The organism is Arthrobacter sp. Z1-15 (assembly GCF_054792395.1).
The window spans coordinates 1,808,102-1,834,795 of sequence record NZ_CP096454.1; the positions used below are offsets into that span (position 1 = coordinate 1,808,102).

General features: G+C 65.1%; 24 protein-coding genes. 18 read left to right on the forward strand and 6 right to left on the reverse strand.

Annotation, left to right across the window (positions count from 1 at the left end):
• The first annotated feature begins 19 nt into the window (after positions 1-19).
• The 6 genes from M1D40_RS08335 to M1D40_RS08360 all read left to right on the forward strand — a co-directional run bounded on the left by M1D40_RS08335 (position 20) and on the right by M1D40_RS08360 (position 7,941).
• Positions 20-1,318, forward strand: coding sequence for an ABC transporter substrate-binding protein (locus M1D40_RS08335; protein ID WP_461170861.1), 1,299 nt, complete (start codon positions 20-22; stop codon positions 1,316-1,318).
• Between the two features lie 69 nt (positions 1,319-1,387).
• A complete protein-coding gene (locus M1D40_RS08340) occupies positions 1,388-2,557 on the forward strand; it encodes an ADP-ribosylglycohydrolase family protein (RefSeq protein WP_461170862.1) in 1,170 nt (389 codons plus the stop codon).
• Positions 2,554-3,921, forward strand: a complete 1,368-nt coding sequence (locus M1D40_RS08345; RefSeq protein ID WP_461170863.1) for an ADP-ribosylglycohydrolase family protein — start codon at positions 2,554-2,556, stop codon at positions 3,919-3,921. Before M1D40_RS08340 ends, M1D40_RS08345 begins: the two co-directional genes overlap by 4 nt.
• On the forward strand, positions 3,918-5,885 hold the full coding sequence (locus tag M1D40_RS08350; protein WP_461170864.1) for an SUMF1/EgtB/PvdO family nonheme iron enzyme: 1,968 nt from the start codon (positions 3,918-3,920) through the stop codon (positions 5,883-5,885). Before M1D40_RS08345 ends, M1D40_RS08350 begins: the two co-directional genes overlap by 4 nt.
• On the forward strand, positions 5,882-7,069 hold the full coding sequence (locus tag M1D40_RS08355) for a CaiB/BaiF CoA transferase family protein (protein WP_461170865.1): 1,188 nt from the start codon (positions 5,882-5,884) through the stop codon (positions 7,067-7,069). Before M1D40_RS08350 ends, M1D40_RS08355 begins: the two co-directional genes overlap by 4 nt.
• Positions 7,066-7,941 (forward strand): HpcH/HpaI aldolase/citrate lyase family protein, encoded by an 876-nt coding sequence (locus tag M1D40_RS08360; protein ID WP_461170866.1) that lies wholly within the window; start codon positions 7,066-7,068, stop codon positions 7,939-7,941. Before M1D40_RS08355 ends, M1D40_RS08360 begins: the two co-directional genes overlap by 4 nt.
• 151 nt (positions 7,942-8,092) lie before the next feature.
• Here the strand turns inward: M1D40_RS08360 and M1D40_RS08365 are convergent, their stop codons facing one another.
• Positions 8,093-8,335, reverse strand: coding sequence for a hypothetical protein (locus M1D40_RS08365; RefSeq protein WP_461170867.1), 243 nt, complete (start codon positions 8,333-8,335; stop codon positions 8,093-8,095).
• Between the two features lie 117 nt (positions 8,336-8,452).
• Positions 8,453-10,876 carry a hypothetical protein gene (locus M1D40_RS08370; protein WP_461170868.1) on the reverse strand — a complete coding sequence of 808 codons (2,424 nt, stop codon included), beginning with the start codon at positions 10,874-10,876 and terminating at the stop codon, positions 8,453-8,455.
• A gap of 206 nt (positions 10,877-11,082) precedes the next feature.
• On the opposite strand from M1D40_RS08370, the gene M1D40_RS08375 reads away from it, so the two are divergent.
• The 7 genes from M1D40_RS08375 to M1D40_RS08405 all read left to right on the forward strand — a co-directional run bounded on the left by M1D40_RS08375 (position 11,083) and on the right by M1D40_RS08405 (position 19,131).
• On the forward strand, positions 11,083-12,558 hold the full coding sequence (locus tag M1D40_RS08375; protein WP_461170869.1) for a fumarylacetoacetate hydrolase family protein: 1,476 nt from the start codon (positions 11,083-11,085) through the stop codon (positions 12,556-12,558).
• Complete coding sequence (locus M1D40_RS08380) at positions 12,555-13,232, forward strand: GntR family transcriptional regulator (RefSeq protein WP_461170870.1); 678 nt, start codon at positions 12,555-12,557, stop codon at positions 13,230-13,232. The genes M1D40_RS08375 and M1D40_RS08380 overlap by 4 nt, the downstream gene beginning before the upstream one ends.
• A gap of 92 nt (positions 13,233-13,324) precedes the next feature.
• The gene (hpaE, locus tag M1D40_RS08385) at positions 13,325-14,842 is read left to right on the forward strand and encodes a 5-carboxymethyl-2-hydroxymuconate semialdehyde dehydrogenase (protein WP_461170871.1); all 1,518 of its coding nucleotides are present in this window, start codon (positions 13,325-13,327) and stop codon (positions 14,840-14,842) included.
• A gap of 57 nt (positions 14,843-14,899) precedes the next feature.
• Entirely contained in the window at positions 14,900-16,015 is a 1,116-nt protein-coding gene (hpaD, locus tag M1D40_RS08390; RefSeq protein ID WP_341392924.1) for a 3,4-dihydroxyphenylacetate 2,3-dioxygenase, read from the forward strand.
• Positions 16,016-16,114: 99 nt separating this feature from the next.
• Positions 16,115-16,900, forward strand: coding sequence for a 2-oxo-hept-4-ene-1,7-dioate hydratase (hpaH, locus tag M1D40_RS08395; protein WP_341392925.1), 786 nt, complete (start codon positions 16,115-16,117; stop codon positions 16,898-16,900).
• On the forward strand, positions 16,885-17,685 hold the full coding sequence (locus M1D40_RS08400; protein WP_461170872.1) for an HpcH/HpaI aldolase family protein: 801 nt from the start codon (positions 16,885-16,887) through the stop codon (positions 17,683-17,685). The genes hpaH and M1D40_RS08400 overlap by 16 nt, the downstream gene beginning before the upstream one ends.
• A gap of 12 nt (positions 17,686-17,697) precedes the next feature.
• Positions 17,698-19,131: an MFS transporter gene (locus M1D40_RS08405; RefSeq protein WP_461170873.1), complete on the forward strand. Its 1,434-nt coding sequence runs from the start codon at positions 17,698-17,700 to the stop codon at positions 19,129-19,131.
• 33 nt (positions 19,132-19,164) lie between these two features.
• Here the strand turns inward: M1D40_RS08405 and M1D40_RS08410 are convergent, their stop codons facing one another.
• From M1D40_RS08410 to M1D40_RS08420, 3 genes are all read right to left on the reverse strand, one after another.
• The gene (locus tag M1D40_RS08410; protein ID WP_461170874.1) at positions 19,165-19,851 is read right to left on the reverse strand and encodes a M23 family metallopeptidase; all 687 of its coding nucleotides are present in this window, start codon (positions 19,849-19,851) and stop codon (positions 19,165-19,167) included.
• Positions 19,852-19,890: 39 nt separating this feature from the next.
• Positions 19,891-20,271, reverse strand: a complete 381-nt coding sequence (locus M1D40_RS08415; protein ID WP_461170875.1) for a cupin domain-containing protein — start codon at positions 20,269-20,271, stop codon at positions 19,891-19,893.
• A gap of 154 nt (positions 20,272-20,425) precedes the next feature.
• Positions 20,426-21,163 (reverse strand): SDR family oxidoreductase, encoded by a 738-nt coding sequence (locus M1D40_RS08420; RefSeq protein WP_461170876.1) that lies wholly within the window; start codon positions 21,161-21,163, stop codon positions 20,426-20,428.
• A gap of 115 nt (positions 21,164-21,278) precedes the next feature.
• Here M1D40_RS08420 and M1D40_RS08425 point away from each other — a divergent pair, with 115 nt between their 5' ends.
• The 5 genes from M1D40_RS08425 (at position 21,279) to M1D40_RS08445 (ending at position 25,396) form a co-directional block, all read left to right on the forward strand.
• Positions 21,279-22,223 carry an AraC family transcriptional regulator gene (locus M1D40_RS08425; protein WP_461171033.1) on the forward strand — a complete coding sequence of 315 codons (945 nt, stop codon included), beginning with the start codon at positions 21,279-21,281 and terminating at the stop codon, positions 22,221-22,223.
• Positions 22,224-22,310: 87 nt separating this feature from the next.
• Positions 22,311-23,207: an alpha/beta hydrolase family protein gene (locus tag M1D40_RS08430; RefSeq protein ID WP_461170877.1), complete on the forward strand. Its 897-nt coding sequence runs from the start codon at positions 22,311-22,313 to the stop codon at positions 23,205-23,207.
• Positions 23,208-23,422: 215 nt separating this feature from the next.
• Positions 23,423-24,319, forward strand: a complete 897-nt coding sequence (locus tag M1D40_RS08435) for an alpha/beta hydrolase family protein (protein ID WP_461170878.1) — start codon at positions 23,423-23,425, stop codon at positions 24,317-24,319.
• Positions 24,316-24,792 carry a MarR family winged helix-turn-helix transcriptional regulator gene (locus tag M1D40_RS08440; protein WP_461170879.1) on the forward strand — a complete coding sequence of 159 codons (477 nt, stop codon included), beginning with the start codon at positions 24,316-24,318 and terminating at the stop codon, positions 24,790-24,792. Before M1D40_RS08435 ends, M1D40_RS08440 begins: the two co-directional genes overlap by 4 nt.
• Before the next feature lie 103 nt (positions 24,793-24,895).
• Positions 24,896-25,396, forward strand: coding sequence for an HD domain-containing protein (locus tag M1D40_RS08445; RefSeq protein WP_461170880.1), 501 nt, complete (start codon positions 24,896-24,898; stop codon positions 25,394-25,396).
• Between the two features lie 10 nt (positions 25,397-25,406).
• Here the strand turns inward: M1D40_RS08445 and M1D40_RS08450 are convergent, their stop codons facing one another.
• A complete protein-coding gene (locus M1D40_RS08450; protein WP_461170881.1) occupies positions 25,407-26,684 on the reverse strand; it encodes a glycosyltransferase 87 family protein in 1,278 nt (425 codons plus the stop codon).
• Positions 26,685-26,694 lie beyond the last annotated feature (10 nt).

Below are 26,694 nucleotides of genomic sequence, written 5' to 3' on the forward strand. Positions count from 1 at the left end.
TAACAAGAAAGCGAGCATCATGAAGAGAATACGAGGCATTGGCGCCGTCGCGTTCGCGGGCGTGACCATCCTCGCCCTGAGCGGTTGCCAGCAGGGCAGTGCCAGCAATAACGAATCGGAGAACGCCGAAGGCGGCCCCGTGACCCTCCAGTTCCAGTCGCTGTCCGACCAGCCAACAACCCAGGCTGCCGTGAAATCCATCGTCGATGAGTGGAACACCGAGAACGAAGACGTTCAGGTAAAGATTGTCCAAGCCGGATGGGATGGGACCTTCGACAAACTCATCACCCAGTTCACCGGCGGAACGGCACCGGACATCATCCATTATGAGGCGAGTTCCATTGCCTCCTTCGCGGCGGACGGCTACCTCGCTGACCTGACCGACCACATCGACGAGGACTTGAAATCGGACATCTCCGAAGGGATTTGGGACTCTGTCACACAGGATGGAGAGATCATCGCCTATCCGTCCACTTTGCAGTCCTACATGGTGTTCGCCAACGCTGATCTCCTCAAAGCTGCCGGGGTTGAAATTCCCAGCGGCGACACAATGACGTGGGAGGAGCTGCAGACGATTGCCCAGGCAACAACCACCGATGGCAATTACGGCATCGGATGGGGTCTTGGGTCGCCCACGGCGACGATGATGAGCCTCTCGCTCGGTTTCGACGGTGGCTTCTTTGATGGAGAGGGCACCGACGCGTCGATCGAAGTCGGCGACTCCGAGCTGGCGGTACCCGAACTTATTCATGAAATGGCCTACACCGACAAATCGATCGAGCCCACGTCACTGACACAATCCGGATCGGACGTGCTGGCCTCGTTCTACGGCGGCAAGGTCGCAATGACCGTTCAGGGGTCCTTCCAGGCGACGAACATTGCCAACGATGCCCCCGAAGGATTCAACTGGGTGGCGCTGCCTCCGCTCGAAGGTTCAGCCGGCGCCATCCAGGCAGCAAATCCGCAGACCTACTCGGTGAACGTCGATTCCGAGTACGTGGAGGAGTCGGCTGATTTCCTCAACTTCTTCATGAGTGCCGAGAATCTGGCCTCGATCGCCTACGCCGACGCACTGATCCCGTCATCCAGCTCGGCCAGGACCGAGGTGGAAACACTGGCCGCGGACAACCCCGCCTGGGCCCAGGTGCTGGCATCGGGCGAAGGGCTGCAGGGACCGCCGTTCCTCAAGGTCGAAAAGTACACGGAGTGGAAGGACACCATCGCCACCCCGGCCTTCCAGCAGTACCTGGCTGATCAGATCACCAGCGACGAGCTGGCTAACCAACTTTCCACCGGCTGGACTGACATCGCCGGCTGATGACGCGCGGGGGTGAGCCGCCGGCTCGCCCCCGCCGTCGTCGTTTTCGGAGGTAAACAAGGAGTGAGAATGAACGTGTTGCAGAACAAAGTAGCCGGAGTACTGACAGGGGCCGCCGTGGGAGACGCCTTGGGCGGTGCGACGGAGGGCTGGACCCCCGAGCAAATCGAAGAGCGCCACGGCGGCCGGGTCGAGGGCATCGTGGGGCCCTTCCTCGCCGATTGGAAAACTGCGCGGCCGATTGCGCCCTACCACAAGGGTGACGGACATGTGACCGACGATACGCTCATGACCCATGCTCTCGTGGAGGTCTACACCAAGCAGCGCCGGCATCTTGACGCCTACGACGTCGCCAGCGATCTGGTGCCGCTGATGATCGGTGAACGGCGCTGGGTCCCAGAACTCGAGGACCATGCCCTGATCCTGCAGCGCGTCTTCCTCGCCGAAAAGTGGATCGTCGCGAAACTGCATTACGGCCATGCCGACCCGCGGGAAGCGGGTGTGGGAAACATCGTCAACTGCGGAGCCTCCATGTACATGGCGCCGGTCGGACTCGTGCACATCGGCGACCCACAGGGTGCCTATGCCGAGGCTATCGACATTGCCGGAGCTCACCAGTCGTCCTACGGACGTGAGGCCGCAGGCGTATTCGCGGCCGCAGTGGCAGCATCCGCCGCTCCCGGCGCAACCGTCGCCGACGTACGGCAGGCCGTCCTGGATGTCGCCCACGACGGGACCGCCGCAGCCATCCGTGCCGTTTTTGACGCCGTCGATGCTTTCCTTGCCGACGGCGGATCGGATGACCCGCGGGATCTCGCCCGGGTTGTGCGCGCCGCTGTTGCGCCGTATGACACGGTGGGGGAGCAGTACCGCGCCCCGGCGATGGATGCCCGCCTGCCGTCGCGCACGAAGTCGATCGAAGAGCTGCCTGCGGCGCTCGGGTTCGTCATCGCCCGCAACGGAGACCTTCGCTCGTCGGTGCTCGACGCCGTCAACTACGGTCGCGACGCCGACTCGATCGCCACGATGGCCGGTGCCATCTGCGGTGGTCTCCACGGCATTGAAGCAGTGCCCACGGACTGGGTCACTGATGTTACGGCCGCCAGCCGCCTCGATCTGGATTCCGTGGTGGCTGCGATGACGGAGGTGGTGAGTGATATCGCCCGGGCGGACGCAGATCGTGCCACACAACGAGCCGCGGCCCTGGAATCGCTGCTCGACCCGGTATACGCGAAGTGAGGCTGACATGGTCCCAGCCGGAGGACTTGGTCGCCGCCGAGCTGGCAGCTCTCCGAGAGCAGGGGGTCGCCGAAGCCGAAATTGCGCCGATTGAGCGCCGGTGGGCGGAAGCCGGCGGCTCGACGCAACTCGCTCCATCAGGGGCGAGCGCTGAACCCGCAAGCCAAGAGATCCGTGCCCTCGCACGCAGGGTGCTCGATGAGCTGCAGACCCTGCAGACGCCGAGCGCCGGGGAACCGGACGAGTGGGAGGACATCGTCGCCCTGCTCCCGCCGGCCGCTCCAGGTATAAGGACACCCCTGAACTTCGAACGGATGCACGGGGCATGGCTTGGCCGGGCGGCGGGATGCCTGCTCGGCAAGCCCGTAGAGAAGATTCCCCGCGAGGGCATCAAGCAGATAGCCCGGGCAACCGGTAACTGGCCGATCCGGTCCTACTTCACTGCGGTGGGGCTCCCACGGGAGATAGCGGAGCGCTGGCCCTGGAACCGCCGCTCCGCGCCCACCTCGCTGGTCGAGAACATCGACGGGATGCCCGAGGACGACGATCTGAATTTCCCCATCCTCACCCTCGAGCTGATGGAGACACACGGCCGCAATCTCTCCACAGAGCACTTTGCAGAAGCCTGGCTGGCGGCACTGCCGGCGGGCAGGGTCTTCACCGCTGAACGAGCGGCGTACCGGAACATTCTCGATGCCCGCACCGCCCCGGATACGGCGCGGCACCACAACCCGTTCCGAGAATGGATCGGCGCGCTCATCCGGGCCGACGTGCATGGCTGGGCTCATCCCGGGGATGTGCGCGCGGCTGCCGCATCGGCCTGGACCGACGCGCGGTTAAGCCACACCCGCAACGGCATCTACGGTGAGATGTGGGCTGCTGCTATGTGCTCAGCGTCCCTCACCGCGACCTCTGCCGATGCTGTGCTGGACGCCGCAGACACGGTCGTACCGCCAAATTCACGTCTGGCTGCCGCCGTACGTCTCGGCCGGCAGACAGGTACGGCCCTCGCTGAAGGATCGCTGACCTCTGCCGCGGCACTCGACGTGCTCCATGCGGAGTTCGACGGTATGCATTGGGTTCATACTCTCAACAACGCGGCGCTCACAGCATGCGCCATCCAGGCCTACGGCGGGGACTTCGGTGCCGCCATCGCGCTCGGAGTTTCGGGTGGATGGGACACTGACTCGATCGGCGCGACCATTGGATCCGTCGTCGGCGGGCTTCTGGGCGCTGACGGAATTGGGGAGGCCTGGACCGATCCGCTCAAGGACTCCGTCGCGACCTCTCTCCCGGGCGGCGCCGAGCGGTCCATCCGTGAACTCGCAGAACGCACCTTCCGGTTGTCGGAGGGAACATCATGAGCGGCGGTTTCAACCCCCTGCAGCCCCGTGAACTCGATCTACCCACCCGGGTGCCGCTCGAGCTGGATCTGATGAGCGGGGAAGCGGCAGCCGTGCTTGATGACGCCAAGATTTTTGCGGCGCCTGCCGACCCCGATGACCTTGCTCAGTGGCGCGCCCAGCTCAATGTGTGGCGGGATGGTGCGCGAAAGCGCCATGGCGAGCCCACCCGGTACGACGACGACGCCTCCGCCTGGGCAAGCAGATGCTTTACCGTGGCGCAGGTCTGGTTGTGGGACGAGCTGTTCTTCGATTTTGAGGCGCAGCGTTTCACGCCCGAGCGCTTCCTCGCTGACGCGCACGAGCGTTTCGGCGGGCTTGACGGCGTCGTCCTGTGGCACGCCTATCCGGTCATCGGTATTGACGACCGCAACCAGTGGGACTTCTACGATGTCCCGGGTCTTGCAGAAGTTGCAGCGACGTTGCGCGCTGCCGGAGTCGCAGTGTTCCTGGACTACAACCCCTGGGATACGGGGACCCGCCGGGCAGGCGACGATACAGATGAGCTCGCGGCGGCAGTGCGCCGCCTCGGTGCGGACGGAGTATTCCTCGACACGCTGAAGAAGGCAGATCCCGGACTGGTCACTGCGCTGGATGAGGCGCGTCCCGGCATCGGCCTCGAAGGCGAATCGAAGCTCGCAACCGAGCGGATCGCTGACCATACGTTGTCCTGGGCACAGTGGTTCGCCGACTCCGAGATGCCCGGTGTCCTCCGCGCACGGTGGTTTGAGCGGCGGCATATGCAGCACCACATTCGCCGCTGGCACCGAGACCATGCTGAAGAGCTGCGCTCGGCCTGGCTCAACGGTGTTGGAGTCATGGTGTGGGAGGTGGTTTTTGGAGCCTGGGTCGGCTGGAATGACCGGGATGCCGCGACGCTCCGCCGCATGCTTCCCGTCCAGCGCGGATTCCACCGTTGGCTCGTCGAGGGGGAGTGGACACCGCTCTCGGTAGCCGACGGCCCGGTGATGGGATCGGCTTTCGAACTCGACGGTGTCACGTTGCTGCTCCTGGTGAACACCTCGAATGTGGATGCCCAATACCGTATGCCCGGCAGCGGCTGGCGGCCGCTGCACGCCGGTGACACAGCGAGCACGGTCACCGTGCCGGCCGGCGGAATAGCCGCTGCGGCGCGCGTTGGTGCCGGTGCCGACGTACCCGATGAGCTCGACGTCGTCCATGCCGCTCTCGCCGGGCAAACCGCTCAGCCTGATACGTCCTTTCGGCACCGCCCGGTACGCCGCATGAGCGTGCCTGACTGGAACGGCCCCGTTGCTCCGGCATCCAGCCGGGCTATCCCCACCGTCACTGTCGCGGCCGGCGAATACACCCTGACCGTGCGGTCCCGGATGCGTGAGACGGGCATGTATGACGGAGCGCCCTACGTGGACGAGTGGAAGCCGCTGCCTCCCCGCCTCCACGACCAGCGCACGCTGGACCGGAATGTTGTCCTCCCGCGGCCGGTTTCAGTTGCCGCCGCAGAGGTGAGCGAAGCCGAGTACGCCCGTTTCCTCGACGCGATCGGAGAGCATACGGATGCCCGTGACCCGGAGCGTCCCGCGACGAAGGTGACGTTCTCCCGGGCCCGCGAATACGCGGCCTGGGCCGGCGGCCGGCTCCCCACCGAGGACGAATGGCAGCTTGCAGCAGCCCGCCCCGGTTTTCTGCGCAGAACGCCGGAAGTGTGGAACTGGACGGAGTCCGAACATTCGGACGGCCGCACCCGCTTTGTCATGCTCAAGGGCGGCAGCGCACACCGGAGTGAGGGCTCGGACTGGTACTTCGACGGCGGTGTGAAGTCGCCGGAGTTCAGCGCCAAGCTGCTTTTGCCCGGACTCGGCCAGGATGCTTCCAGCTCTGTCGGGTTCCGTATCTGCACCGAGCAGCACAATGACCAGGCGCTTGAAGAGGAGGGAACCGCATGAGCCCGCTCAACGGTCTTCGCGTCGTGGATGCTTCGACGCTCTTTGCCGGCCCGATGGCAGCAATGCATTTGGGTGACATGGGCGCCGACGTCGTCAAGGTCGAACATCCAAACCGGCCGGATCCTGCGCGGGGTCACGGGCCGAGCAAGGATGGACAGAACCTCTGGTGGAAGACCCTCGGCCGCAATAAGCGCACTGTAGCCATCGACCTGCATACGGCAGGCGGGCGCGACGCGTTTATCCGCCTTGCCCGTACCGCGGATGTTGTCATCGAAAACTTCCGTCCCGGGACGCTGGAACGCTGGGGGCTGGACTATGCCGCGTTGTCCGCGGAGAACCCCGGGCTTGTTCTTGCCCGTGTTACCGGATTCGGGCAAATCGGACCTTATAAGAACCGGCCGGGGTTCGGCACCCTCGCCGAAGCGATGAGCGGCTTCGCATCATCCACCGGCGAGCCGGACGGGCCACCGACACTTCCGCCGTTCGGCCTCGCGGACGGCGTCGCATCACTGGCAACCGCTTACGCGATCATGGTCGCGCTGCACTCGCGTGACAAGGACGGCAAAGGCCAGGAAGTCGACGTGGCCATCATCGAGCCGATCCTTGCCATGCTTGGCCCGCAGATCACGCGCTGGGATCAGTTGGGCACCGTGCAGCCGCGCACCGGCAACCGCTCCGTCAACAACGCGCCCCGCAACACGTACCGCACAGCCGACGGTTCCTGGGTGGCGGTGTCCACGAGTGCGCAGTCCATTGCTGAGCGCGTGGTCGCGCTGGTCGGGCGCCCCGAGCTTGCTGATGAGGAATGGTTTGCCAGCGGAGCAACCCGTGCCGAGCACGCCGACCTCCTCGATGATGCCGTTGGGACATGGATCGTCCGGCACTCGCGGGAGGAGGTTATTGCCGCGTTCGAGGCTGCGGAAGCCGCGGTGGCACCGATCTATGACCCTTCGGACATTGTTGCCGATCCCCAGTTCAATGCACTCGGTACCATCCATCGCATTAAGGACGCAGACCTTGGCGACATGGCCATGCAGGGACCGCTGTTTCGGATGTCCAGGGATGCAGCAACAATTGCGTTCACGGGGCGGGCGCATGGTGCGGACACGGAGGCCGTGCTGACCGAGCTGGGGTACTCGCCCGACGAGTTGGCGGCGCTGTACGGCGACGGAAGCATCGGATGAGTCGGCCAATCGTGGTAGCGCTATACGCACCCGCTGACCGGCCCGAGCGCTTCGAGAAGGCGCTGCGGGCCGGGGCGGATGCGGTCATTGTTGATCTCGAAGACGCCGTCACCGCATCGCGCAAGGAGGATGCCCGTGCGGCGCTGACTGATTTCGCGGCGTTATGGGAGGCTTGCGGTGAGGGCGCCCCCGCCGTGCAGGTGCGGGTTAATGCGTCTGGATCCTCGGCTCATGACGCCGACGTCACAGCGGTCGCCGCGCTTCCCGCTGCCTTCGGGGTGCGGTTGCCCAAGACGCAGTCAGCTGCCGACGTCGAGGCTCTTCGGGCCGCGCTGCCCGGGCGTCAGGTGCATGCACTTCTGGAATCCGCTCTATCTATTGAGCGTGCCTTTGAGATCGCCTCCTCGGGAGTATCCACCATTGCCACTGGAGAAGCTGACCTCCGGGCTGAACTGGGGGTTCCCGCCGGGCCCGGCGGGGAAGCGGGTCTGGCCTGGTCACGCAGCCGCATCGTCAATGCGGCCGCGGCTGCCGGCCTGCCCGCCCCGCTGATGGCGGTTTACGCCGACGTCGTGGACGTTGAGGGTTTGGAGGCCAGCTGCCGCGCCGGCCGCGCCCTGGGCTTTTCTGGACGAACCGCCGTGCACCCGCGGCAGCTGGACATCATCCGTCGTGTTTTTACTCCTGATGCCTCGGAGGTGGCCCGGGCACAGAGCATTGTCGACCAAGTGAGCGCCGCGGCAGTCGACGGCACCGGAGCGTTCGTGCTGGAAGACGGCACCTTCATTGACGTTGCAATGGTGCGGGCCGCCGAGCGCGTCATCGACCTCGCCGGCGCGGAGCCGACGGCCGGAGCCGCCGGCATGGGCTAGGAAGCGAGAGCCGGGGAGTCGGTCGGTGTGGCCAGTGGCACGGTCGGTGTAGGCGGTAACCTGGTCAACCTCGTTCAGCAGGTGATCTCCCTGCCAGCAGCGGTCCAAGTCCGGGTTGGCAATGACGGGCCTGTCGCAGCCATGTCCTCCTCTAGCAGCATGATCGTTCGTCACGGCTGGTGACGGTACCGAAGCCGGTGTTCAGCTGCATCAGGCCGCCGAAGCGGCCCAAGGCTTGGACCATGTCGCCAGGCTGGTCCTTGTGCAAGACGGGCAGGCAGGCCTGCAACATATCGGCGATGCCGTCCACCAGGGCGGTGTAGGTAAAGATCGCCCCGAGCGGCAGAGCCCGAGCCGTGGCCCCACCATCGAGTGACGTCCCAGCGATAGGCATAAGAATTCCATAGTGCGCATAAGGTCACAGTGCCGTCGCTGGAAGAAGAATTATCCGACGTGGACGCGTCTACTGATGCCAAGTGGGTCGGCGTATTAGCTCCTAACGCTGGCCCAGCTAGTCCGCTCTGGAACCGACGAAGGAACCTGTTTGCAGTGGAGTAGAGAGTCCCTCAGCCGGTCCTGAGAAGACGTTATTTCCGCGTTCACGTCGCTTCGGGTAAGCATGCCAATAGTTCTCATAAGGTGAATCGAAGCCTCTTCGGAACCGTAGCATTGCATTTGGACTAGCAAATACAGCTCCATGAACTAAATACTGGTTTTGCTCGAAAGACGGGAGGCCGACCCACTGGAAAAAGGACGGGGATGTAAATGAAATCTCACGTCCGCTGGATGAGCGAAGCCGAGTTGTAGCTCTGCTCCAGGGATCATATTCACGAGTGATTACTGAGTATGTGCTCCTGACGCATCCAATTCCTTCAAGCTTCTCGAGAGCGCGACGAGCAGTTTCCAGCGAATCAATCAGCTGCTGAGGCCGAGGGTGTTCGCGATTTGCATGCATCAAGGCATTACGGACGGGCATTATCCCGGACCTTGTTAGGCCTCCGGAAACATCCGCCAACGTTTCGGCGATTCTTTTCTGCGCTTCGGCCGTCAAGTCCAAATATGGATAGGTGTGCGCAAAAGGAAACCCTTGTAGGCTGGTTTTAGCCCAGAACTTCGGATAAGTGTCGGCGGGGCGGAGATGCTTGGGTTCCTCGCCTCTTAGCCCGTCAATGAACCGTGAAAGATCACTAAATCCTTGAACAAGGTCGGAAAGGGTTGGCTTGTCTGTGAACGGAGTTCTATCTCCATCGCTGCCGCTCCCCGCACGTATCAAACCAAGTCTAGTCTGTGAAAAGCCGTATACTGCTGTCTCACGAAAGACAAAGGGTTGCTCGCTCGCATAATGGTCGTTCAAGAGTGCCCACGTCGTAAATATCAATGAGTCATTTAGATAGTGTTCCAACTCAACAAAATAATTGGCGGCGGTTGAGCGAATTACGCTAGCATTGAGGCTTAAATTGACCGCGGCCGTCGTGGATACACCTTCAAGTGCTGCATGCTCGCTCCAGTAGTCGTCCCTCTTGTCTCCAACAAGTGGAGGGGAAAAACCGAGCTTCCACATAATTGAGTCGACTAGTTGGTCATCGCCAAGATCCGTGGGAATGCGAAGCGTGCCGCAAAAGGATTCAACGTTTTCCCGCCTTGAGAGAACGAGGGTGCGGATGATCACGTGCGGAGATTCAGTTCTCAAGAACTCTTCCAAGCGATCTGTGGGGATCGCCCCCTCTACGTTCCTCAGCGCCCACGCCAAGGCGTCCATTTCCTCAGGGCGTTGTGCATCGAAAAGCTGTCTGCAAAGCTGGGCCAAACGGAGGAGAGGAAGGCCTGGGATATCGCCCACAGCTCTGAATCCTCGCGGGCCGATCTGCCCTGAATATCCCCAGGTGCCGTAAGAGACTCGCCCTGCTACATGAGGGCGCCTTATCTCTCCCGTGGGTACGAGTATTTTTTCCTCTCGAATAGTCGCATCGAGTACGTCAATGATGGTCATGTCGCTTTCGGTAAGCAACAATTGCAGCATCTGGGGTCGACTCAAGTTTGAAGCGATCTCCTCCGCTTTTCCGTTGAGTCCATAAGTGGACGCTACAGCCCTTAGGGAGCCGTGGGTGGCATCGAGCGTCTCGATAAACAGACGCTTGAGCTCCTCGTCATCCAGGCAGTCTCCAAGGACGTGGATCACTGGGGGGAGGGCGTTTTCGTCAAAAGAGTTTGTGACAGCCTCATCCACATCCGAAATAAAACCTGTCCACTCTGACGGATCATCTGAAATCTCGTCAAGAACCTTGTTTAGCGCGGGTCGGTGTCGATTGATCGCGGCGTCGATGCTCGTCGTGAGTTGTACGCTATGGATTGACCGACACGAATGATCCGAGCAGTGTTGTAAGGGAATTAATGTTGTGGGCGTCAGCGGTCGTTCGTGCGATGTTTCTATGACGCCGTATGGGCCAATTATATAGTGGCCCGACTGGAACACACCCTGAGTCTCGTTTCGTAGGAGCTTAAGTGTGTCTTCGTGGCGAAGATATCTGCGTTCCTCAGGAAAGAGCTTCGCAGCTTTGTCGTAGAGCTTACGGCCAAAGACTAGAGGGTATTTTAACGCGCCGGACTCCACATCTTTCGAGATGGCACGAACAAGCTTAGTGAGGTCGATTCGCTCGACATCTACCAGAGGGTCGATGTGAACCGTCGCCAAGAGTGTGAGGAGGTTTGCCTCCTTCGTCGGTACAGACTCTTTGGTTGCCATTTGATCGCGTACCTTCTTGCCAGCATCGCTGAGCATGATGGCAGCGTTCAGGTCGTCCGATATTTTGTAGTTACGTTCGATAATGCAGTTGCGAAGAAGGGCGACTATCTCAAATATGCGGAGCAGTCGATCCACCCACTGTCGGTCTGTGTATTTCTGCGCAAGCTCAACGCGAGTAAGTGGTTGCTGCATTTCTCCCCCTCTGGAGCACCCTCGTTTTGGTCATCCTAGTGCCGGTTCCCGCGATGCACAGGTTCATAGCCAGGTCTGGTTGTGTCGGGCGAGCGACTTCTTGCTGCAGGACCTTGCGGTGTCTAGTAATCATAAGCCCCTTGACGTGATCCCGACCACATGGCACTCTGGATGATATACGATTTCGTACTTGATCCAGGAGAGACATGTCCCCGAGCAATGAAGCCACCCCGGACACGGTGAAGCAGGCCGGCAAGGTCATCGCCGTCCACATCAACTACCCCTCGCGGGCAGCAGAACGCGGACGCACCCCGGAGCAGCCCTCCTACTTCCTCAAGCCCGGCACCTCGCTGGCGCTGACCGGCGGCACCGTCGAGCGCCCGGCCGGCTGCGAACTGCTCGGCTTCGAAGGCGAAATCGCCCTGATCATCGGCAAGACTGCCCGCCGCGTCAGCATCGAGGACGCCTGGAGCCACGTCGGGGGAGTGACCGCCAGCAATGACCTCGGCGTGTACGACCTGCGCTGGGCCGACAAGGGCTCCAACCTGCGCTCCAAGGGCGGCGACGGTTTCACCCCCGTAGGCCCCGCCATCCTGGACGCCGCCGACGTCGACCCCGCAGCGCTGCGCATCCGCACCTGGGTCAACGGCGAACCGGCACAGGAGGACACCACCGCGGACCTGCTCTTCCCCTTCGCGCAGCTGGTTGCTGACCTCTCCCAGCTGCTCACCCTGGAACCCGGCGACATCATTCTCACCGGAACCCCCGCCGGCGCATCCGTCGCCGTCCCGGGCGACGTGATGGAAATCGAAGTAGACGTCCCCGCCACCGGAGCCACTACCGGCCGCCTCACCACCACCGTCACCGAGGGCACGACGGCGCTGGCCGCCTTCGGAGCGCAGCCCAAGATCGACGACAAGCAGCGCGAAGAAGCCTGGGGCTCCGCCGAAAAGGCCGGCCTCAAGGCCGAAGAAGAGCAGAAAACCCTTACCCCCGAGCTGAAGGCCAAGCTGGAGTCCGTGGCCACCGCCACCCTGTCCTCGCAGATGCGCGCCCGCGGCCTGAACAACGTCTCCATCGACGGACTCAGCGGCACCAAGACCGGCCGCAAGGTTGTCGGCACCGCGCGCACCCTGCGCTTTGTCCCCAACCGCGAGGACCTCTTCAAGTCCCACGGCGGCGGCTACAACGCACAGAAGCGCGCCATCGACTCCGTCCGCGACGGCGAAGTCCTGGTCATGGAAGCCCGCGGCGAAAAGGGCACCGGCACTTTGGGCGACATCCTCGCCCTGCGCGCCAAGCACAACGGCGCCGCAGCCATCATCACCGACGGCGGCGTCCGCGACTACTCCACCGTGGCCGGCATCGACCTGCCCGTCTACTGCGCCAACCCGCACCCCGCGGTCCTCGGCCGCAGGCACGTCCCCTGGGACACCGACATCACCATTGCCTGCGGAGGCGCCACCATCCAGCCCGGCGACATTATTGTGGCCGACGACGACGGCATCCTGGTCATCCCGCCGGCCATCGCCGAGGAGCTGGTGGAGGCCTGCATCAAGCAGGAACACCAGGAAGAGTTCATCGCCGAAATGGTCAAGGCCGGCCACGGCGTCGACGGCCTCTACCCGATGAACGCCGCCTGGAAGGAAAAGTACGAGGCCTGGGCGGCGGAACAGGCATGACCGGCACCGGCACGGGCACCGGCTCCAAGTCGGAGCAGGCGTACGTCCAGCTCAAGCGGCGGATCCTCGGCGGTGAAATGAGTTCCGGGTACCGGCTGGTTCTCAGCAGCATCGCCAACGATCTGGGTTTCAGCGTGGTGCCGGTGCGGGAAGCCATCCGCCGGCTTGAAGCCGAAGGACTGGTGCACTTTGAACGCAACGTTGGCGCCACGGTGGCCGGCATCGATCCGGACCTGTACCTGCACACCATGCAGACGCTGAGCATCATCGAAGGCGCGGCCACCGCCCTGGCAGCGCCTGTGGTCACCAGTGAGGAACTGGCAAAAGCCCGTGCGCTGAACGAGCAGATGCGCGAGGTCCTGCAGGACTTCGATCCGGTCCGCTTCACCAAGTTGAACACCGAGTTCCATGCCCTGCTTTACGCCCGCTGTCCCAACCCGCACATCCTGGACCTGGTCCACCGCGGCTGGTTCCGGCTCAGCAGTATGCGCACCTCCACCTTCCGGTACGTGCCCGGCCGGGCACATGAGTCGGTGGCGGAACACGACGCGCTGCTGGACCTGATCGAATCCGGCGCGCCGGCGCCCGACGTCGAACACGCCTCCCGCGCGCACCGCACCAACACCCTGAATGCGTTCCTGGCCCAGAACAACCAGCCCCCGTCTCCGATCTAGAGACTCCCCGATCTAGAGACTCCCCGTTCTCAAGACCCCGGTCCACAGACTTCCCCTTCAGAACCTCCCGATAAGACGAAAGAGAAAAACCAATGTCACAGCACTTCGTCCCCGAGGACCTTCCCTCGCACATCCAGCACTTCATCAACGGCAAGTTTGTCGACTCGGTCAACGGCGCCACCTTTGACGTCCTGGATCCGGTCACCAACAAGACCTACGCCACCGCCGCCGCGGGCCAGAAGGAAGACATCGACGCCGCCGTCGCTGCCGCCCGAGACGCCTTCGTCAACGGCCCCTGGCCGAAGATGAAGCCGCGCGAACGCGCGCGCATCCTCAACAAGATCGCCGACGCCGTGGAAGCCCAGGAAGAACGCCTGGCCGAAATGGAAACCTTCGACACCGGCCTGCCCATCACCCAGGCCAAGGGCCAGGCCCTGCGCGCTGCCGAGAACTTCCGCTTCTTCGCGGACCTGATCGTGGCCCAGTTCGACGACGCCATGAAGGTTCCCGGCTCCCAGATCAACTACGTGAACCGCAAGCCCATCGGCGTGGCCGGGCTCATCACGCCGTGGAACACCCCGTTCATGCTCGAGTCCTGGAAGCTTGCCCCGGCCCTGGCCACCGGCAACACCGTGGTGCTCAAGCCCGCCGAGTTCACCCCGCTCTCCGCCTCCCTGTGGGCCGACATCTTCACCGAAGCCGGCGTCCCGGCAGGTGTGTTCAACCTGGTCAACGGCCTGGGCGAGGAAGCAGGCGACGCCCTGGTGAAGCACCCGGACGTCCCGCTGATCTCCTTCACCGGCGAAACCACCACCGGCAAGACGATCTTCCGCAACGCCGCGGAGAACCTCAAGGGCATGTCCATGGAGCTCGGCGGCAAGAGCCCCTGCGTCATCTTCGCGGATGCTGACCTGAACGCCGCCATCGACTCGGCCCTCTTCGGCGTCTTCTCCCTCAACGGCGAACGCTGCACCGCCGGCTCGCGCATCCTGGTGGAACGCCCGGTCTACGACGAGTTCTGCGAGCGGTTCGCCGCCCGCGCCAAGACCATCGTCGTCGGCGACCCGCATGACCCCAAGACCCAGGTGGGCGCCCTGGTGCACCCCGAGCACTTCAAGAAGGTTGCCTCCTACGTGGAGATCGGCAAGACCGAAGGCCGCCTGCTCGCCGGCGGCGGACGCCCCGAAGGCCTGGAGGAGGGCAACTACATTGCCCCCACGGTCTTCGCCGACGTCGCCCCGGACGCCCGGATCTTCCAGGAAGAAATCTTCGGCCCCGTTGTCGCCATCACCCCGTTCGACACCGAGGACGAGGCGCTGGAACTGGCCAACAACACCAAGTACGGCCTGGCCGCCTACATCTGGACGCAGGACCTGACCCGGGCGCACAACTTCGCGCAGAACACCGAGGCCGGCATGGTGTGGCTGAACAGCCACAACGTCCGCGACCTGCGCACCCCCTTCGGCGGCGTGAAGTCCTCCGGCCTGGGCCACGAGGGCGGCTACCGCTCCATCGACTTCTACACCGACCAGCAGGCCGTGCACATCACCCTGGGCAAGGTCCACACCCCCAAGTTCGGGACCGACGACGCCGCCAAGGTTGACGGCTAGGCACTCTCCGCCTGCCCGCGTCCCCGACATCTTTACAGTTTGCAAAGGAGCATTCCCATGAGCATTTCCGCCATCAACCCCAACCCGATCCCAACGCCGGGCATCCAGCCGCCGGACATTGTCCGCTGCGCCTACATGGAGCTCATCGTCACCGACCTGGCCAAGTCCCGCGAGTTCTACGTGGACGTCCTGGGCCTGCACGTGACCGAGGAGGACGAGAACGTCATTTACCTGCGGTCCCTGGAGGAGTTCATCCACCACAACCTGGTGCTGCGCAAGGGGCCGGTTGCCGCCGTCGCCTCCTTCGCCTACCGGGTGCGCACTCCCGAAGACGTGGACACCGCCGAGGCCTACTACAAGGAACTGGGCTGCCGCACCGAACGCCGCGCCAACGGCTTCACCAAGGGCGTGGGCGACTCGGTCCGCGTGGAGGATCCGCTGGGCTTCCCGTACGAATTCTTCTACTCCGTGGAGCACGTCGAGCGGCTGACCCAGCGCTACGACCTCTACTCCGCCGGTGAACTCGTGCGCCTGGACCACTTCAACCAGGTCACCCCCGACGTCCCGCGCGGCCGCGCCTACCTGGAGGACCTGGGCTTCCGCGTCTCCGAGGACATCAAGGATTCCGACGGCGTCACCTACGCAGCCTGGATGCACCGCAAGGACACCGTCCATGACACGGCCCTCACCGGCGGCGACGGCCCCCGGATGCACCACGTGGCCTTCGCGACCCACGAAAAGCACAACATCATCCAGATCTGCGACAAGATGGGCGCCCTGCGCATCTCCGACCGGATTGAGCGCGGCCCCGGCCGGCACGGCGTCTCCAACGCCTTCTACCTCTACATCCTGGATCCGGACGACCACCGCATCGAGATCTACACGCAGGACTACTACACCGGCGACCCGGACAACCCCACCGTCACCTGGGACGTGCATGACAACCAGCGGCGCGACTGGTGGGGCAACGCCGTCGTTCCGTCCTGGTACACCGAGGCTTCCCTGGTGCTGGACCTGGACGGCAACCCGCAGCCGGTCACCGCACGCACCGACACTTCCGAAATGGACGTAACCATCGGCGCCGACGGCTTCTCCTACACCCGCCCGGCCGACGACGGCGGCACCTCCGCAGGCGAGGCAGCCAAGGGCTTCAAGATCGGCACGCAGCTCTAAGCCGAGCAGGACAGTGAGGTGCGACGACGGCGCCCGCCCGGCGCCGTCGTCGCACCCGCCCCGGACGAAGAGAAACCGGACCGAACAGAAAGTAGTGCCGTGCTAGATAAACAGACCATCCAAGCGGTGGCCGATGAACTGCTCGAAGCCAAAGAGACCCGCACCCCGGTTCCGCTGCTGACCGCACGCTATCCCGACATGACCATCGAGGACTCCTACGCCGTGCAGAACCTGTGGCGGGAGCGGCTCATTGCCTCCGGACGGTCCCTCGCCGGACACAAAATCGGCCTCACCTCCAAGGCCATGCAGGCCGCCACCGGCATCACCGAGCCCGACTACGGCGTCATTCTCGATGACATGGTGCTGGAGAACGGCTGCACCCTGGACTGGGACTCCTACACCCATCCCCGCATTGAAGTGGAGCTGGCCTTTGTGCTCGGCAAGCCGCTGTCCGGTCCGGGCTGCACCATCTTCGACGTCCTGGATGCCACGGACTATGTGGTGCCCGCCCTGGAGATCCTGGATTCACGGATCGAGATGCAGGGCCGGACCATCGTGGACACCATCTCCGACAACGCGGCAATGGGGGCCATGGTGGTGGGCGGGAACCCGGTGAAACCGGCCGACGTCGACCTGCGCTGGGTCTCGGCCCTGCTCTACCGCAACCAGACCATCGAGGAAACCGGCGTGGCCGCGGGCGTGCTGAACCATCCCGCCGCCGGCGTCTACTGGCTCGCCAACAAGCTCTCCGCGCACGGCACCTCGCTGGAAGCCGGAGAGATCATCCTCGCCGGATCCTTCACCCGCCCCATGTGGGTCTACAAGGGTGACTCGGTGCTCGCAGACTACGGACCGTTGGGAACCATCACATGCCGATTCGAGTAGAAGAACCCTTCTCCGCGCGGCTGGCCGGCGGGAGCCGGCAGACCGGAATGTGGGTCTGCTCCGGCAGTCCGCTGGTGGCCGAAATCTGCGCCGGCTCGGGCCTGGACTGGCTGCTGATCGACGCCGAGCACAGCCCCAACGGCCTGGAATCACTGCTGGCCCAGCTGCAGGCGGTGCACGGCTACCCGGTAGTGCCGGTGGTCCGGCCGCCGTCCGGGGACGCGGTGCTGCTGAAGCAGTACCTGGACCTGGGCGTGCAGAACCTGCTGATCCCCATGGTGGACACCGCGGAGCAGGCCGCAGAGATGGTCCGCGCCGTCCGCTATCCGCCGCACGGCATCCGCGGCGTGGGCAGCGCCCTGGCGCGTGCCTCGCGGTGGAACCGCATTGACGGCTACCTCGAGAACGCCGCGGAGAGCATCACGCTGCTGCTGCAGATCGAGTCCGCCGCCGCCGTCGAAAACGTGGCGGAGATCGCCGCGGTCGACGGCGTGGACGGGCTCTTCATCGGCCCGTCCGACCTCGCCGCCTCCATGGGCCACCTTGGCCAACAGGACCATCCCGAGGTGCTGGCCGCCGTTGAGCACTGCATCCGTGCGGTGAAGGCGGCCGGAAAACCGGTGGGCGTCAACGCCTTCGCCGAAGCAACCGCCCGGCGCTACATCGAAGCCGGTGTCGACTTCATCCTCGTGGGCGCCGACGTCGCGCTCCTGGCCCGGGGCAGCGAGGCCCTGGCCGCAAAATACATTCCAGCTGCGGACGACGACGCCCGCGCCAGTTACTGATAAGGACCCCCCATGGCTTCTGTCTCCGGCATTTCCCCGCCCCCGTCATCGGCGCCGCGCACCAGCGCAAAAGACAACCGGCGGGTCGCCTTTGCCACCCTGATCGGCACCACCGTCGAATGGTATGACTTCTTCATTTACGCCACCGCGGCCGGGCTGGTGTTTTCCACCCTCTTCTTTGAACCCGCCGGCAAGGAAATCGCCACCCTGATCGCCTTCGCCTCGGTGGGGCTGAGCTTCCTCTTCCGCCCTCTCGGCGCCTTCCTGGCCGGACACTACGGCGACAAGATCGGCCGCAAGGCCATGCTCGTGATCACGCTGCTGCTCATGGGCGGGGCCACCACGCTGATCGGCGTCCTGCCCACCTACGAGACGGCCGGCGTCTGGGCACCGATCCTGCTGCTGCTGCTGCGCATCATCCAGGGCATCTCCGCCGGCGGTGAGTGGGGCGGCGCCGTGCTGATGTCGGTGGAGCACGCACCGCGGAACCGGCGCGGGCTCTTTGGTTCCTTCCCCCAGCTGGGAGTGCCGCTGGGCATGCTGCTGGCCTCCGGCGTCACGGCGCTGATGACCGGCGTGATCTCCCCGGGCGACGCGTTCATCGAGTGGGGCTGGCGGCTGCCGTTCCTGCTCAGCATCGTCCTGATCGGCGTCGGCTTCCTGGTGCGCATGTCAGTGAACGAGTCTCCGGTGTTCGAGGAGATCTCGGAGAAGAAGCAGCAGACCAAGATGCCCATTGTCGAGCTGATGAAAAACCACTGGAAGCTGGTGGTCCTGGCGGCCCTGGTCTTCGCCGGCAACAGTGCTGCCGGGTACATGACCACCGGCGGGTTCATCTTGAACTACTCGACCAACCCCGAAGGTTCCCTGGCCATGGACCGCACGGACGTGCTTCTGGCCGTCTCCGGCTCCGCTGCGGTCTGGTTCCTGTTCACCCTGATCAGCGGACTCATGGCTGACCTGATCGGGCGGAAGAAGACCTACCTGATCGGGTTCGCCATCCTGGCGCTCACGGTTTTCCCGCTGTTCTGGCTGATCAACACCGGCAACCTCGCGTTTATGTTCCTGGGCCTGGCCCTGTTCTCCGTGGGACTGGGCCTGACCTACGGTCCGCAGGCCGCCTGGTACAGCGAGATTTTCCCGGCGTCGATCCGGTTCTCGGGTGTTTCGGTGTCCTACGCGCTGGGTGCGATTGTCGGCGGCGCCTTTGCCCCCACCATCGCCCAGGCGCTGGTGCAGGCAACCGGCAGTACGCTGGCGGTCTCCGGTTACCTGCTGCTCATGGTGGCCATCGCTACGGCTGCCACCATCATGCTGCGCGACCGTCCCGGCATCGACCTGTCCATCCGCAACCAGGCCGAACAGGAAGTCGGAGCAACCATCTTCGACAAGCGCCGCGGTGCCTCCACCGACGACGCCGTCCGGCCGGATGCCGCTCGGGTCTGACCCGGTAGGCGCGGTTGGCTTAGCCGGCTCCGGCTAGAGCGCCTCGACAATCGAGGACTCCTCCGGCAGCGTGTTCCGGCGGTCAATGAAGGCACCGGCGCGGGGGAGCTTTTCGCTGAAGGACGTGAAACTCAGCGGAAGCCCCCGCGCCGTCCGCGGGTCTGCGGCGTCCATCGCCTGCAGGTGCACGTGGGGCTGGGTGGAATTTCCGGAGTTGCCGCAGGCACCGATGTGCTCGCCCTCGGTCACGCGGGACCCTGCGGCAACCCGGACGGAACCGAACTGCAGGTGCATGACGCCCACTACGGCGCGGCCGTCCTCCGCGGCGATGAGAATGTAGTTGCCCCCGATGGCTTCGATTCCGCTCCGCAGCCGGGCCGGCTGGCCCAGCAGGTACGGGATGAGGGCCAGCTGGGACCGGCGGGCCCGGTGGTCGTCCTCGCCGTCGTGCACCGCAACAACTGTTCCGCTGACCGGGGCCAGGATCTGGCGCCCGAAGGCGAAGAAGAGCTCCGGCGGCTCCGTGGCGAACGCCGACCGCCAGCTGACCGCGGGAGCCGTCCGTCCGGCGTCGTCCACCCCCACAAAATCGATTGCATAGGTGGTGGCGAGCCGATGGGTGCCGTGGCTGGGCACCCGGCGCAGCGGGCTGTTTTCCACTTTCCACTTCCCGGCGAAGGGAAGGGACACCGGGACGGTCCGGTCCTGGCCACTCGTCATGGTTCCCTTGTACACCAGGCCTTCCGGCAGGGTAATTCCCTAGGACCAGACATACTCGATGTCTGCAATTTCGTCCGTCTCGTACACGAACAGGAAGTCGAGGGGCGCATCCCCGGTGTTGCGGATACCGTGCTCCCGGCCCGACGGAATATAGACGCCGGAACCTGCACGCACGGCGTGCTCAACGCCGTCCAGCGTCACGACCCCCTGCCCCGTGAGAATCTGATACACCTCGGGAGCAGCGTGGCGATGAAGGCTCAACCATCCGCCGGGCTCAAGATGCGCGATGCCCGAGCAGAGGTTTCTTGTGGGCGTGACGCCGTCTCCGATGACGGTCCGGAACGAGATCTTCCCGCGGTTGTCGGACCAGATTTCTTCCTCTGCGTCATCGATATGCCGGACAGTGGGTACGTCAGTCATCCTTTGCTCCCCTCCGTTTCTCTATACCGTAGCGCCCTGATCTTGCTCGCAGCAGGCCGGGAGCCGGTGGGGCGCGGGTCGGAGCCGGAACCGCCCGGCCGCCCGCGCCGCCCGCGCCGGGCGCGGGCCGGAACCGCCCGCGCCGCCCGCGCCGCTACCAGGGGAGCGGGCCGTCCTCGTCGGTAAAGGTGCCGGTGGGCCCGCCGGCGGGGATGGTGGCCATCCGGACGGCGGCAAGGGCGCCCTGGGCCGGAGTGCGGGTACCGCGGAAACCGTTCAGGTCCGTGGCCACGAAACCCGGGCAGACTGCATTGACCAGGATGCCCTCGGGTGCGAGTCCCTTGGCGTACTGCAGCGTCAGGGAAGTCAGGGCCGTTTTGGAGGGCGCGTATCCGGCGGCGATCGGATCTGTGGTGGCCGGATCGGAAACCGCGGCAAGGGACCCGGCAACACTGGAGACATTGACGATGCGTGGTGCGGCAGAGAGACGCAGCAGGGGCAGGAAGGCCGCGGTCACGGAAATGACCCCGAAGAAGTTGGTTTCAAAGACGGAGCGGATCTCGTCCACCTCGGCGGAACCCGGCTGCTGGGCTGCGAAGCTGACGCCCGGTGTCGCCACAATCCCGGCATTGTTCACCAGCGCATCCAGCCGCCCGAATTGGCGTTTGACCGCATCCGCCGCGGCTGCCACCGAGGCGGGATCGGTGACATCGAGTACGACGGCGACGGCGCTGCCGCCCCCGGCGCGCAGTTCCGCCGCGGCGTGCTCACCGGCGTCGGCGTTCCGCGCCGCTACCACCACCGTGTGGCCAAGGGCAGCCAGCTGGCCGGCAATCTGGCGGCCGATGCCCTTGTTGGCGCCGGTGACGAGGGCAATCATGTGCTCATTCATGGGACTCCTAAAAATTGCAGCCGACCCGATCGGGAAGACACCTCCAGTCTGCCCACCCGATCCCGTACGAGGAATAACAAAAAGTCCGTATATTTTGCTCTAGAGTACAAACGTGATGGATGACCGGTTATCGGAGGTGCTCGACCTCATTGAGGTGAGGAGCATTATTTCGGGCAGCACCGCGGTGTCCGGACGGTGGGAAACCGAAAGCAGCATCGATGAGGACCTGAAGTTCTTTGCAGTGGTGCAGGGCACGGTGCGTCTCTCCACAGACGGGTCGACGACACCCCTGATCCTGGCGGGCGGCGATGTCGCCGTCCTCAATGGCCGCCGCTGGCTCAGGCTGGAGGGCGGAAGCGGCGACGCCGAACCGCTGCTCCTGGAGCCGCCGGCCAGCGGAACCTTTGTCCGACTGGGCGGGTGCGCCCCGGGCGCCGAGGACATCGTCATCGGCGGTCGAATAGCCGTGAACGCCACGGGCAGGGAGCTGCTGCTGCAGGCCCTTCCGTCCGTGGCGCACATCAGATCGGGAACGGATGCCGCACCGCACCTGCATGACCTGATCGACCGGCTGTTCACGGAGGTGTCGAGCCCCCGGGCCGGCTCCGCCTTTGCCGTCCGCCAGTACGGACAACTGCTGCTGGTGGAAGTACTTCGGGCCTTCATGCAGAACTCGGAGCTGCCCCGGGGGTGGCTGAAGCTGGTTGCCGATGAACGGTTGCGGCCTGCCGTTGCGCTGATCCACGACCGGATTTCCACGCCGCCCAGTCTGGAAGAGCTGGCCCGTGCGGCCGCCATGTCCCGCACGGCCTTCACCGAACGGTTCCGCGAAGCGGCGGGCACGCCGCCCCGGTCCTACGTGAACCAGTGGCGGATGCTGGTGGCGCAGCGGGAACTGCAATCGGGTGACGTCCGGATCCGGTCCCTGGCCCTGGACCTTGGCTATGCGTCCGAGAGTGCTTTCAGTACGGCGTTCAAGCGCAGCGTGGGTGAGTCTCCGTTGCGCTACCGGTCAAGGATGCGGGCGCCACAACCGCTCGAACCGCAGGCGCCGAACTAGCCACAGGCGACGAACTGGCGGATGAGGCAGGCAACCGGCTGCGCGTCGCAGGTACGCGGAACCCGGCGTCCTGCGTATATTGTTCGCATGCCCAACAAGAACGCGTCTCCGGTCACCTCTGAGCAGGTCACGATCCCCGTGGCAGCCGGGGGAGCGGTTGCCGGAATCCTGCGCACGCCCTCCGGGAGCCTGCCGGCCGCTGCCGTGGTCCTCCATTCCGCAACTGCAGTGGCACAGCGGCTGTACACCGGCTTTGCCGAGTACCTGTGCGAGAACGGATTTGCCGTACTCACCTACGACTACCGCGGAATAGGAGCCTCCGGGAGCCCGAAAGCGAACCGGAACCTGCGGATGCGGGACTGGATGGAACAGGACGTTCCGGCAGCGGCGGATTGGATGGCCGGCCGGTACCCGGACCTTCCGCAGTTCGCCGTCGGGCACTCCCTCGGCGGGCAGGCCCTGGTTCTTAACAACGGAACAGAGGGTCTTGCCGGCTTTGTCGCCGTGGGGTCGCACGGCGGGGTCACCCGCGCCGTCGAGGTCCGGAAGGAACGGATTCGGGTGACCCTGGTGCTGCGGGTGGTAGGCCCGCTGTGTGCCTGGGTGCTGGGTTTCGCTCCGGCGCGGCGGCTGGGACTGGGGGAGGACATGCCCGGAACCGCGGTGCTGGAATGGAGCGGCTGGTCCCGGCAGCCCGGTTATTTTTTCGACGACCCGAGCATGCACGCCGCCAAGCGGGCAGCCCGGGTAAAGGCCGAAGTCCTCGCCGTCGGACTCAGTGACGACCTGTGGGCCACTCCGGCCCAGATTGGCCCGTTCTTTAGCCATCTGGTGAACGCGCGCGTTGAACGCCGCAACTACACGCCCGACGACGGCGGCGTCCCTGCCATCGGACACATGGGTTTTTTCCGGCGCAGCGTGAAGGACAGTCTGTGGCCTGAAGTCCGGGACTGGCTCGGCGAGCGGATTCCCAACCGGTCCTGAGCCAGCCGGGTCCTGACCTGGTCCGCACTGGCCGGGTCGGACCCGGTCCGCTTCCGGAAGCCGGGGACATCTCCTGCTTAGGATGGGCGCATGCGCCAGAATCCCCAGGCCTGGACCCCGGTGACCACCGAACGGCTCCTCAGACGGAGGTGCCGGATAACGGGAGCCAGGCACAGGGCTGCCTGAAACCGCGGGTCCCATGTATATTGCTTCGCATGCGAAATAACAGTGTGGTAGCGGTCACGTCCGAGCGAATCTGTATTCCTGTGCCTGCGGGCGGCGCGCTGGCCGGCACCCTGCGTCTGCCGGCCGACGTCGCGCCCCGGGCCGCCGTCGTCGTCCATCCGGCAACTGCGGTGGCCGAACGCCTGTACACCGGCTTTTCGGAATACCTGGCGGAGAACGGGTTCGCGGTTCTCACCTATGACTACCGGGGGACGGGCGCGTCCGGCAGCCCGAAGGCCAACCGGAGCCTGCGGATGCGGGACTGGATGAACCAGGATGTCCCGGCCGCCGCCGGATGGATGGCCGGGCGGTTCCCGGGCCTGCCGCAGCTGGCCGTCGGACACAGCATCGGCGGGCACGCGATGGCACTGAACAACGGCACGGACGGACTGCTGGGGTTCGTGGCCATCGCCTCGCACGCGGGCGTCACCAAAACCATCTCGGATCCGAAGGAACGGCTGCGCGTGGGACTGGTCCTGCGGGTCCTCGGCCCGCTCACCGGCAGGCTGCTCGGCGTTGTGCCGGGCCGGAAGATGGGCCTGGGCGAGGATATGCCCGGTGCCGCCATGCTCGAGTGGAGCCGCTGGTCCCGCCGGCCAAACTACTTTTTCGACGATCCGAGCATGCAGGCCGCCGAACGCGCCGCCCGGGTCAGGGCCGAAGTGCTGTCCGTCGGTTTCAGCGACGACCTTTGGGCCACCCCCGGGCAGATCAACGCCATCTACGGCCGGCTTCCCAACGCTTCGCTGGAGCGGCGCACCTACACGCCCGACGACGCCGGGATGCCTGCGATTGGACACATGGGCTTCTTCCGCCGCGGGGGCAAGGAGAAGCTGTGGCCGGAGGTCCTCGCCTGGCTGGACGAACGGATCGCGACGCAGCGGTGAAGCAGGACGATGACGGCGCGGCGACCTCGGGCGGCCGGGCGCTCGACGGCGGCCGGAGACGTCCGCCCCGTCTGATCTTCCTCACGCTGACCGCCGAACGGCGGCTGCGCCGGTGGATCGGGCGCCGGGGCGAGGACCGCGGCCTCAGCGCGGCAGCCTCCGGAGTGCTGCTGTACCTGGCCACCCGTCCCGGCGCGAGCACCGGAGAGGTGGCCGACGCAGTGGATGCCTCCCCGGCGGGACTGAGCGGACTGCTGTCCCGGCTCGAGAAGTCCGGACTCATCACCCGGGCACCGGATCCGGCGGATCGCCGGACCATCCGGGTGAACCTCACCGACGACGGGAAGGCAGCGCTCGGAGCGGTGCAGTTCGTCCTGGGCGAGCTGAACGGGAAGATCACTGACGGGTTCAGCGCCGAGGAACTCGCCGTCGTCGCCCGGTGGTTGCGGCATGTCGCTGAGGTGCTGGACTAGTTCCTGGGTTTCTTTGGGGGAGGGGTTGTTTAGGATGAGGGCAAACGCGTCATCAGAACTCGAATCGAACCAGCGGCCGATGCCGGCCAAGCAGGGGGAACACATGGAAGACCTCATAGCCCGCGCCGAACGCGTGGCCAGGGCAGCCCACGAGGGACAGACGGACAAAGCCGGAGCCCCCTACATCAGCCACCCCGAGCGGGTGGCCCGGACTGCGGCCGAAACGGCACCGGGCCATTTGCGCGAGGAGGCCGGAGCCGTGGCATGGCTCCACGACGCCGTCGAGGACACCGGAACCACGCTGGAGACGCTGCGCGCGCAGGGGTTCCCCGAAACAGTCATCGAGGGCGTGGACGCCATGACAAAACGTACGGGTGAAGCGCCGGAACGCTACTTCGAACGTGTCCGGGCCAACGACATTGCCCGCATCGTCAAGGCAGCAGACCTCGACGACAACACCAGCCCCGAACGCGTCGGGAAATTGGATGAGGAAACGCGGACACGGCTCGCCGCGAAATACCGGCACTCCCGGGAGCTGCTTGCCCAGGCACCGTCGACTTCCCGCGCGACTTCCCGCGAGACAAACGCCGGATCCGGCGGCTGACCGGGCGGCCTTACTGGATGTTGGCGCGCACCCCGGCAGGCGCCGGCACCGACCCCGGCACCGGGGCAGTCGCCCAGAACGCCAGCGCCGCGACCGGCAGCACCACGCCCAGGCTGGTGAACAGTTCCAGCGCCGCCGGCCCCTGCCCGCTCACCGTTCCGGTCAGCATCATCGTGATGGTGATTGAGGAGAGCATGAACACCGGGATCATGGCCGCCAGCAGGACGATGCCCGCGGCGCGGACCCCGGCCCGCCGCCGTCGTACCGCCACCCACAGCGCCGGCAGGACCAGGGCGATCCAGACCCAGTGGTGGAACCAGGAAATCGGTGAGATCGCCAGCATCACCACGGCATTGGCACTGATCGCAGCGAGCAGGTCTCCGCGCTCATCCGAACGCCGGATCGCCAGGAAACCCAGAACGACGACGGCAATCGAGGCCAGCAGCCACAGCGGACGCTGCAGCTGCTCGGGCGTGCCCAGATGCGCAATCAGCGAGTTCAGCGACACGTTGTACATGTCCGTCGTGTCGCCCACGCGGTTGGAATCGAACAGCGAATCGAACCAGAAGATCCGCGACTGCTCCGACGAGGCCAGCCAGCCCGCGGCCACCGTGGCCGCAAACGTGATGCCAAGAGTCAGGATCGCCCGCCAGTCGCGCCGGACCAGGAAGATCAGCCCGAACGCCAGCGGCGTGAGCTTGATTCCGGCGGCCAGGCCGATCAGCGCACCGCGGGGAATCCGTCCCGCGGGCCGGACCAGATCCGCCACGATCAGCACCATCAGCATCGGATTGATCTGCCCGAAACCCAGGCCTTCGCGCCACGGTCCGAGCACTCCGATCAGCAGGGTGGCGAGCACGACGACGCCGGCCGTCCCGCCCAGCGCGGTCCGGAACCGTTCCGGAAGGACGTTGTTGTTCCGGAGATAGCGGGCGGCCAGGAGCGCGGTCAGGACCAGGCAGACGCACGAGGTGGCCGTCAGCAGCACCAGCCCCGCGGCCTCCGGCAGGAACGCGAACGGCGTCAGCAGCAGGGCTGCGAACGGGGGATAGGTGAACGGCAGCCCGCGGGTGTCGGTCTGAACCAGGCTCGGATCATAGAGCCGGTGCTCGCCCATGCCCAGGAATGCCCGGGCGCCCTCCCGGTACACGGTGAAGTCCAGTCCGTGGATCTGCGCGCCCAGGACCACCAGCGCCAGCGCCGCCGGCAGTCCGAGGAGCAGCCAAAGGAGGTTGGCCCGGGTGAAGGTGTGCTGCCGGGACCTCTGGTCCGCCGTCGATAATGCCATGCCTGTCAGT

Coding starts and splice junctions, on each gene's coding strand:
- M1D40_RS08335 (WP_461170861.1), top strand. CDS start 20: ATGAAGAGAATACGAGGCATTGGCGCCGTCGCGTTCGCGGGCGTGACC.
- M1D40_RS08340 (WP_461170862.1), top strand. CDS start 1,388: ATGAACGTGTTGCAGAACAAAGTAGCCGGAGTACTGACAGGGGCCGCC.
- M1D40_RS08350 (WP_461170864.1), top strand. CDS start 3,918: ATGAGCGGCGGTTTCAACCCCCTGCAGCCCCGTGAACTCGATCTACCC.
- M1D40_RS08355 (WP_461170865.1), top strand. CDS start 5,882: ATGAGCCCGCTCAACGGTCTTCGCGTCGTGGATGCTTCGACGCTCTTT.
- M1D40_RS08360 (WP_461170866.1), top strand. CDS start 7,066: ATGAGTCGGCCAATCGTGGTAGCGCTATACGCACCCGCTGACCGGCCC.
- M1D40_RS08365 (WP_461170867.1), bottom strand. CDS start 8,335: ATGCCTATCGCTGGGACGTCACTCGATGGTGGGGCCACGGCTCGGGCT.
- M1D40_RS08370 (WP_461170868.1), bottom strand. CDS start 10,876: ATGCAGCAACCACTTACTCGCGTTGAGCTTGCGCAGAAATACACAGAC.
- M1D40_RS08375 (WP_461170869.1), top strand. CDS start 11,083: ATGTCCCCGAGCAATGAAGCCACCCCGGACACGGTGAAGCAGGCCGGC.
- M1D40_RS08380 (WP_461170870.1), top strand. CDS start 12,555: ATGACCGGCACCGGCACGGGCACCGGCTCCAAGTCGGAGCAGGCGTAC.
- hpaE (WP_461170871.1), top strand. CDS start 13,325: ATGTCACAGCACTTCGTCCCCGAGGACCTTCCCTCGCACATCCAGCAC.
- hpaD (WP_341392924.1), top strand. CDS start 14,900: ATGAGCATTTCCGCCATCAACCCCAACCCGATCCCAACGCCGGGCATC.
- M1D40_RS08400 (WP_461170872.1), top strand. CDS start 16,885: ATGCCGATTCGAGTAGAAGAACCCTTCTCCGCGCGGCTGGCCGGCGGG.
- M1D40_RS08405 (WP_461170873.1), top strand. CDS start 17,698: ATGGCTTCTGTCTCCGGCATTTCCCCGCCCCCGTCATCGGCGCCGCGC.
- M1D40_RS08410 (WP_461170874.1), bottom strand. CDS start 19,851: ATGACGAGTGGCCAGGACCGGACCGTCCCGGTGTCCCTTCCCTTCGCC.
- M1D40_RS08415 (WP_461170875.1), bottom strand. CDS start 20,271: ATGACTGACGTACCCACTGTCCGGCATATCGATGACGCAGAGGAAGAA.
- M1D40_RS08420 (WP_461170876.1), bottom strand. CDS start 21,163: ATGAATGAGCACATGATTGCCCTCGTCACCGGCGCCAACAAGGGCATC.
- M1D40_RS08425 (WP_461171033.1), top strand. CDS start 21,279: ATGGATGACCGGTTATCGGAGGTGCTCGACCTCATTGAGGTGAGGAGC.
- M1D40_RS08430 (WP_461170877.1), top strand. CDS start 22,311: ATGCCCAACAAGAACGCGTCTCCGGTCACCTCTGAGCAGGTCACGATC.
- M1D40_RS08435 (WP_461170878.1), top strand. CDS start 23,423: ATGCGAAATAACAGTGTGGTAGCGGTCACGTCCGAGCGAATCTGTATT.
- M1D40_RS08445 (WP_461170880.1), top strand. CDS start 24,896: ATGGAAGACCTCATAGCCCGCGCCGAACGCGTGGCCAGGGCAGCCCAC.
- M1D40_RS08450 (WP_461170881.1), bottom strand. CDS start 26,684: ATGGCATTATCGACGGCGGACCAGAGGTCCCGGCAGCACACCTTCACC.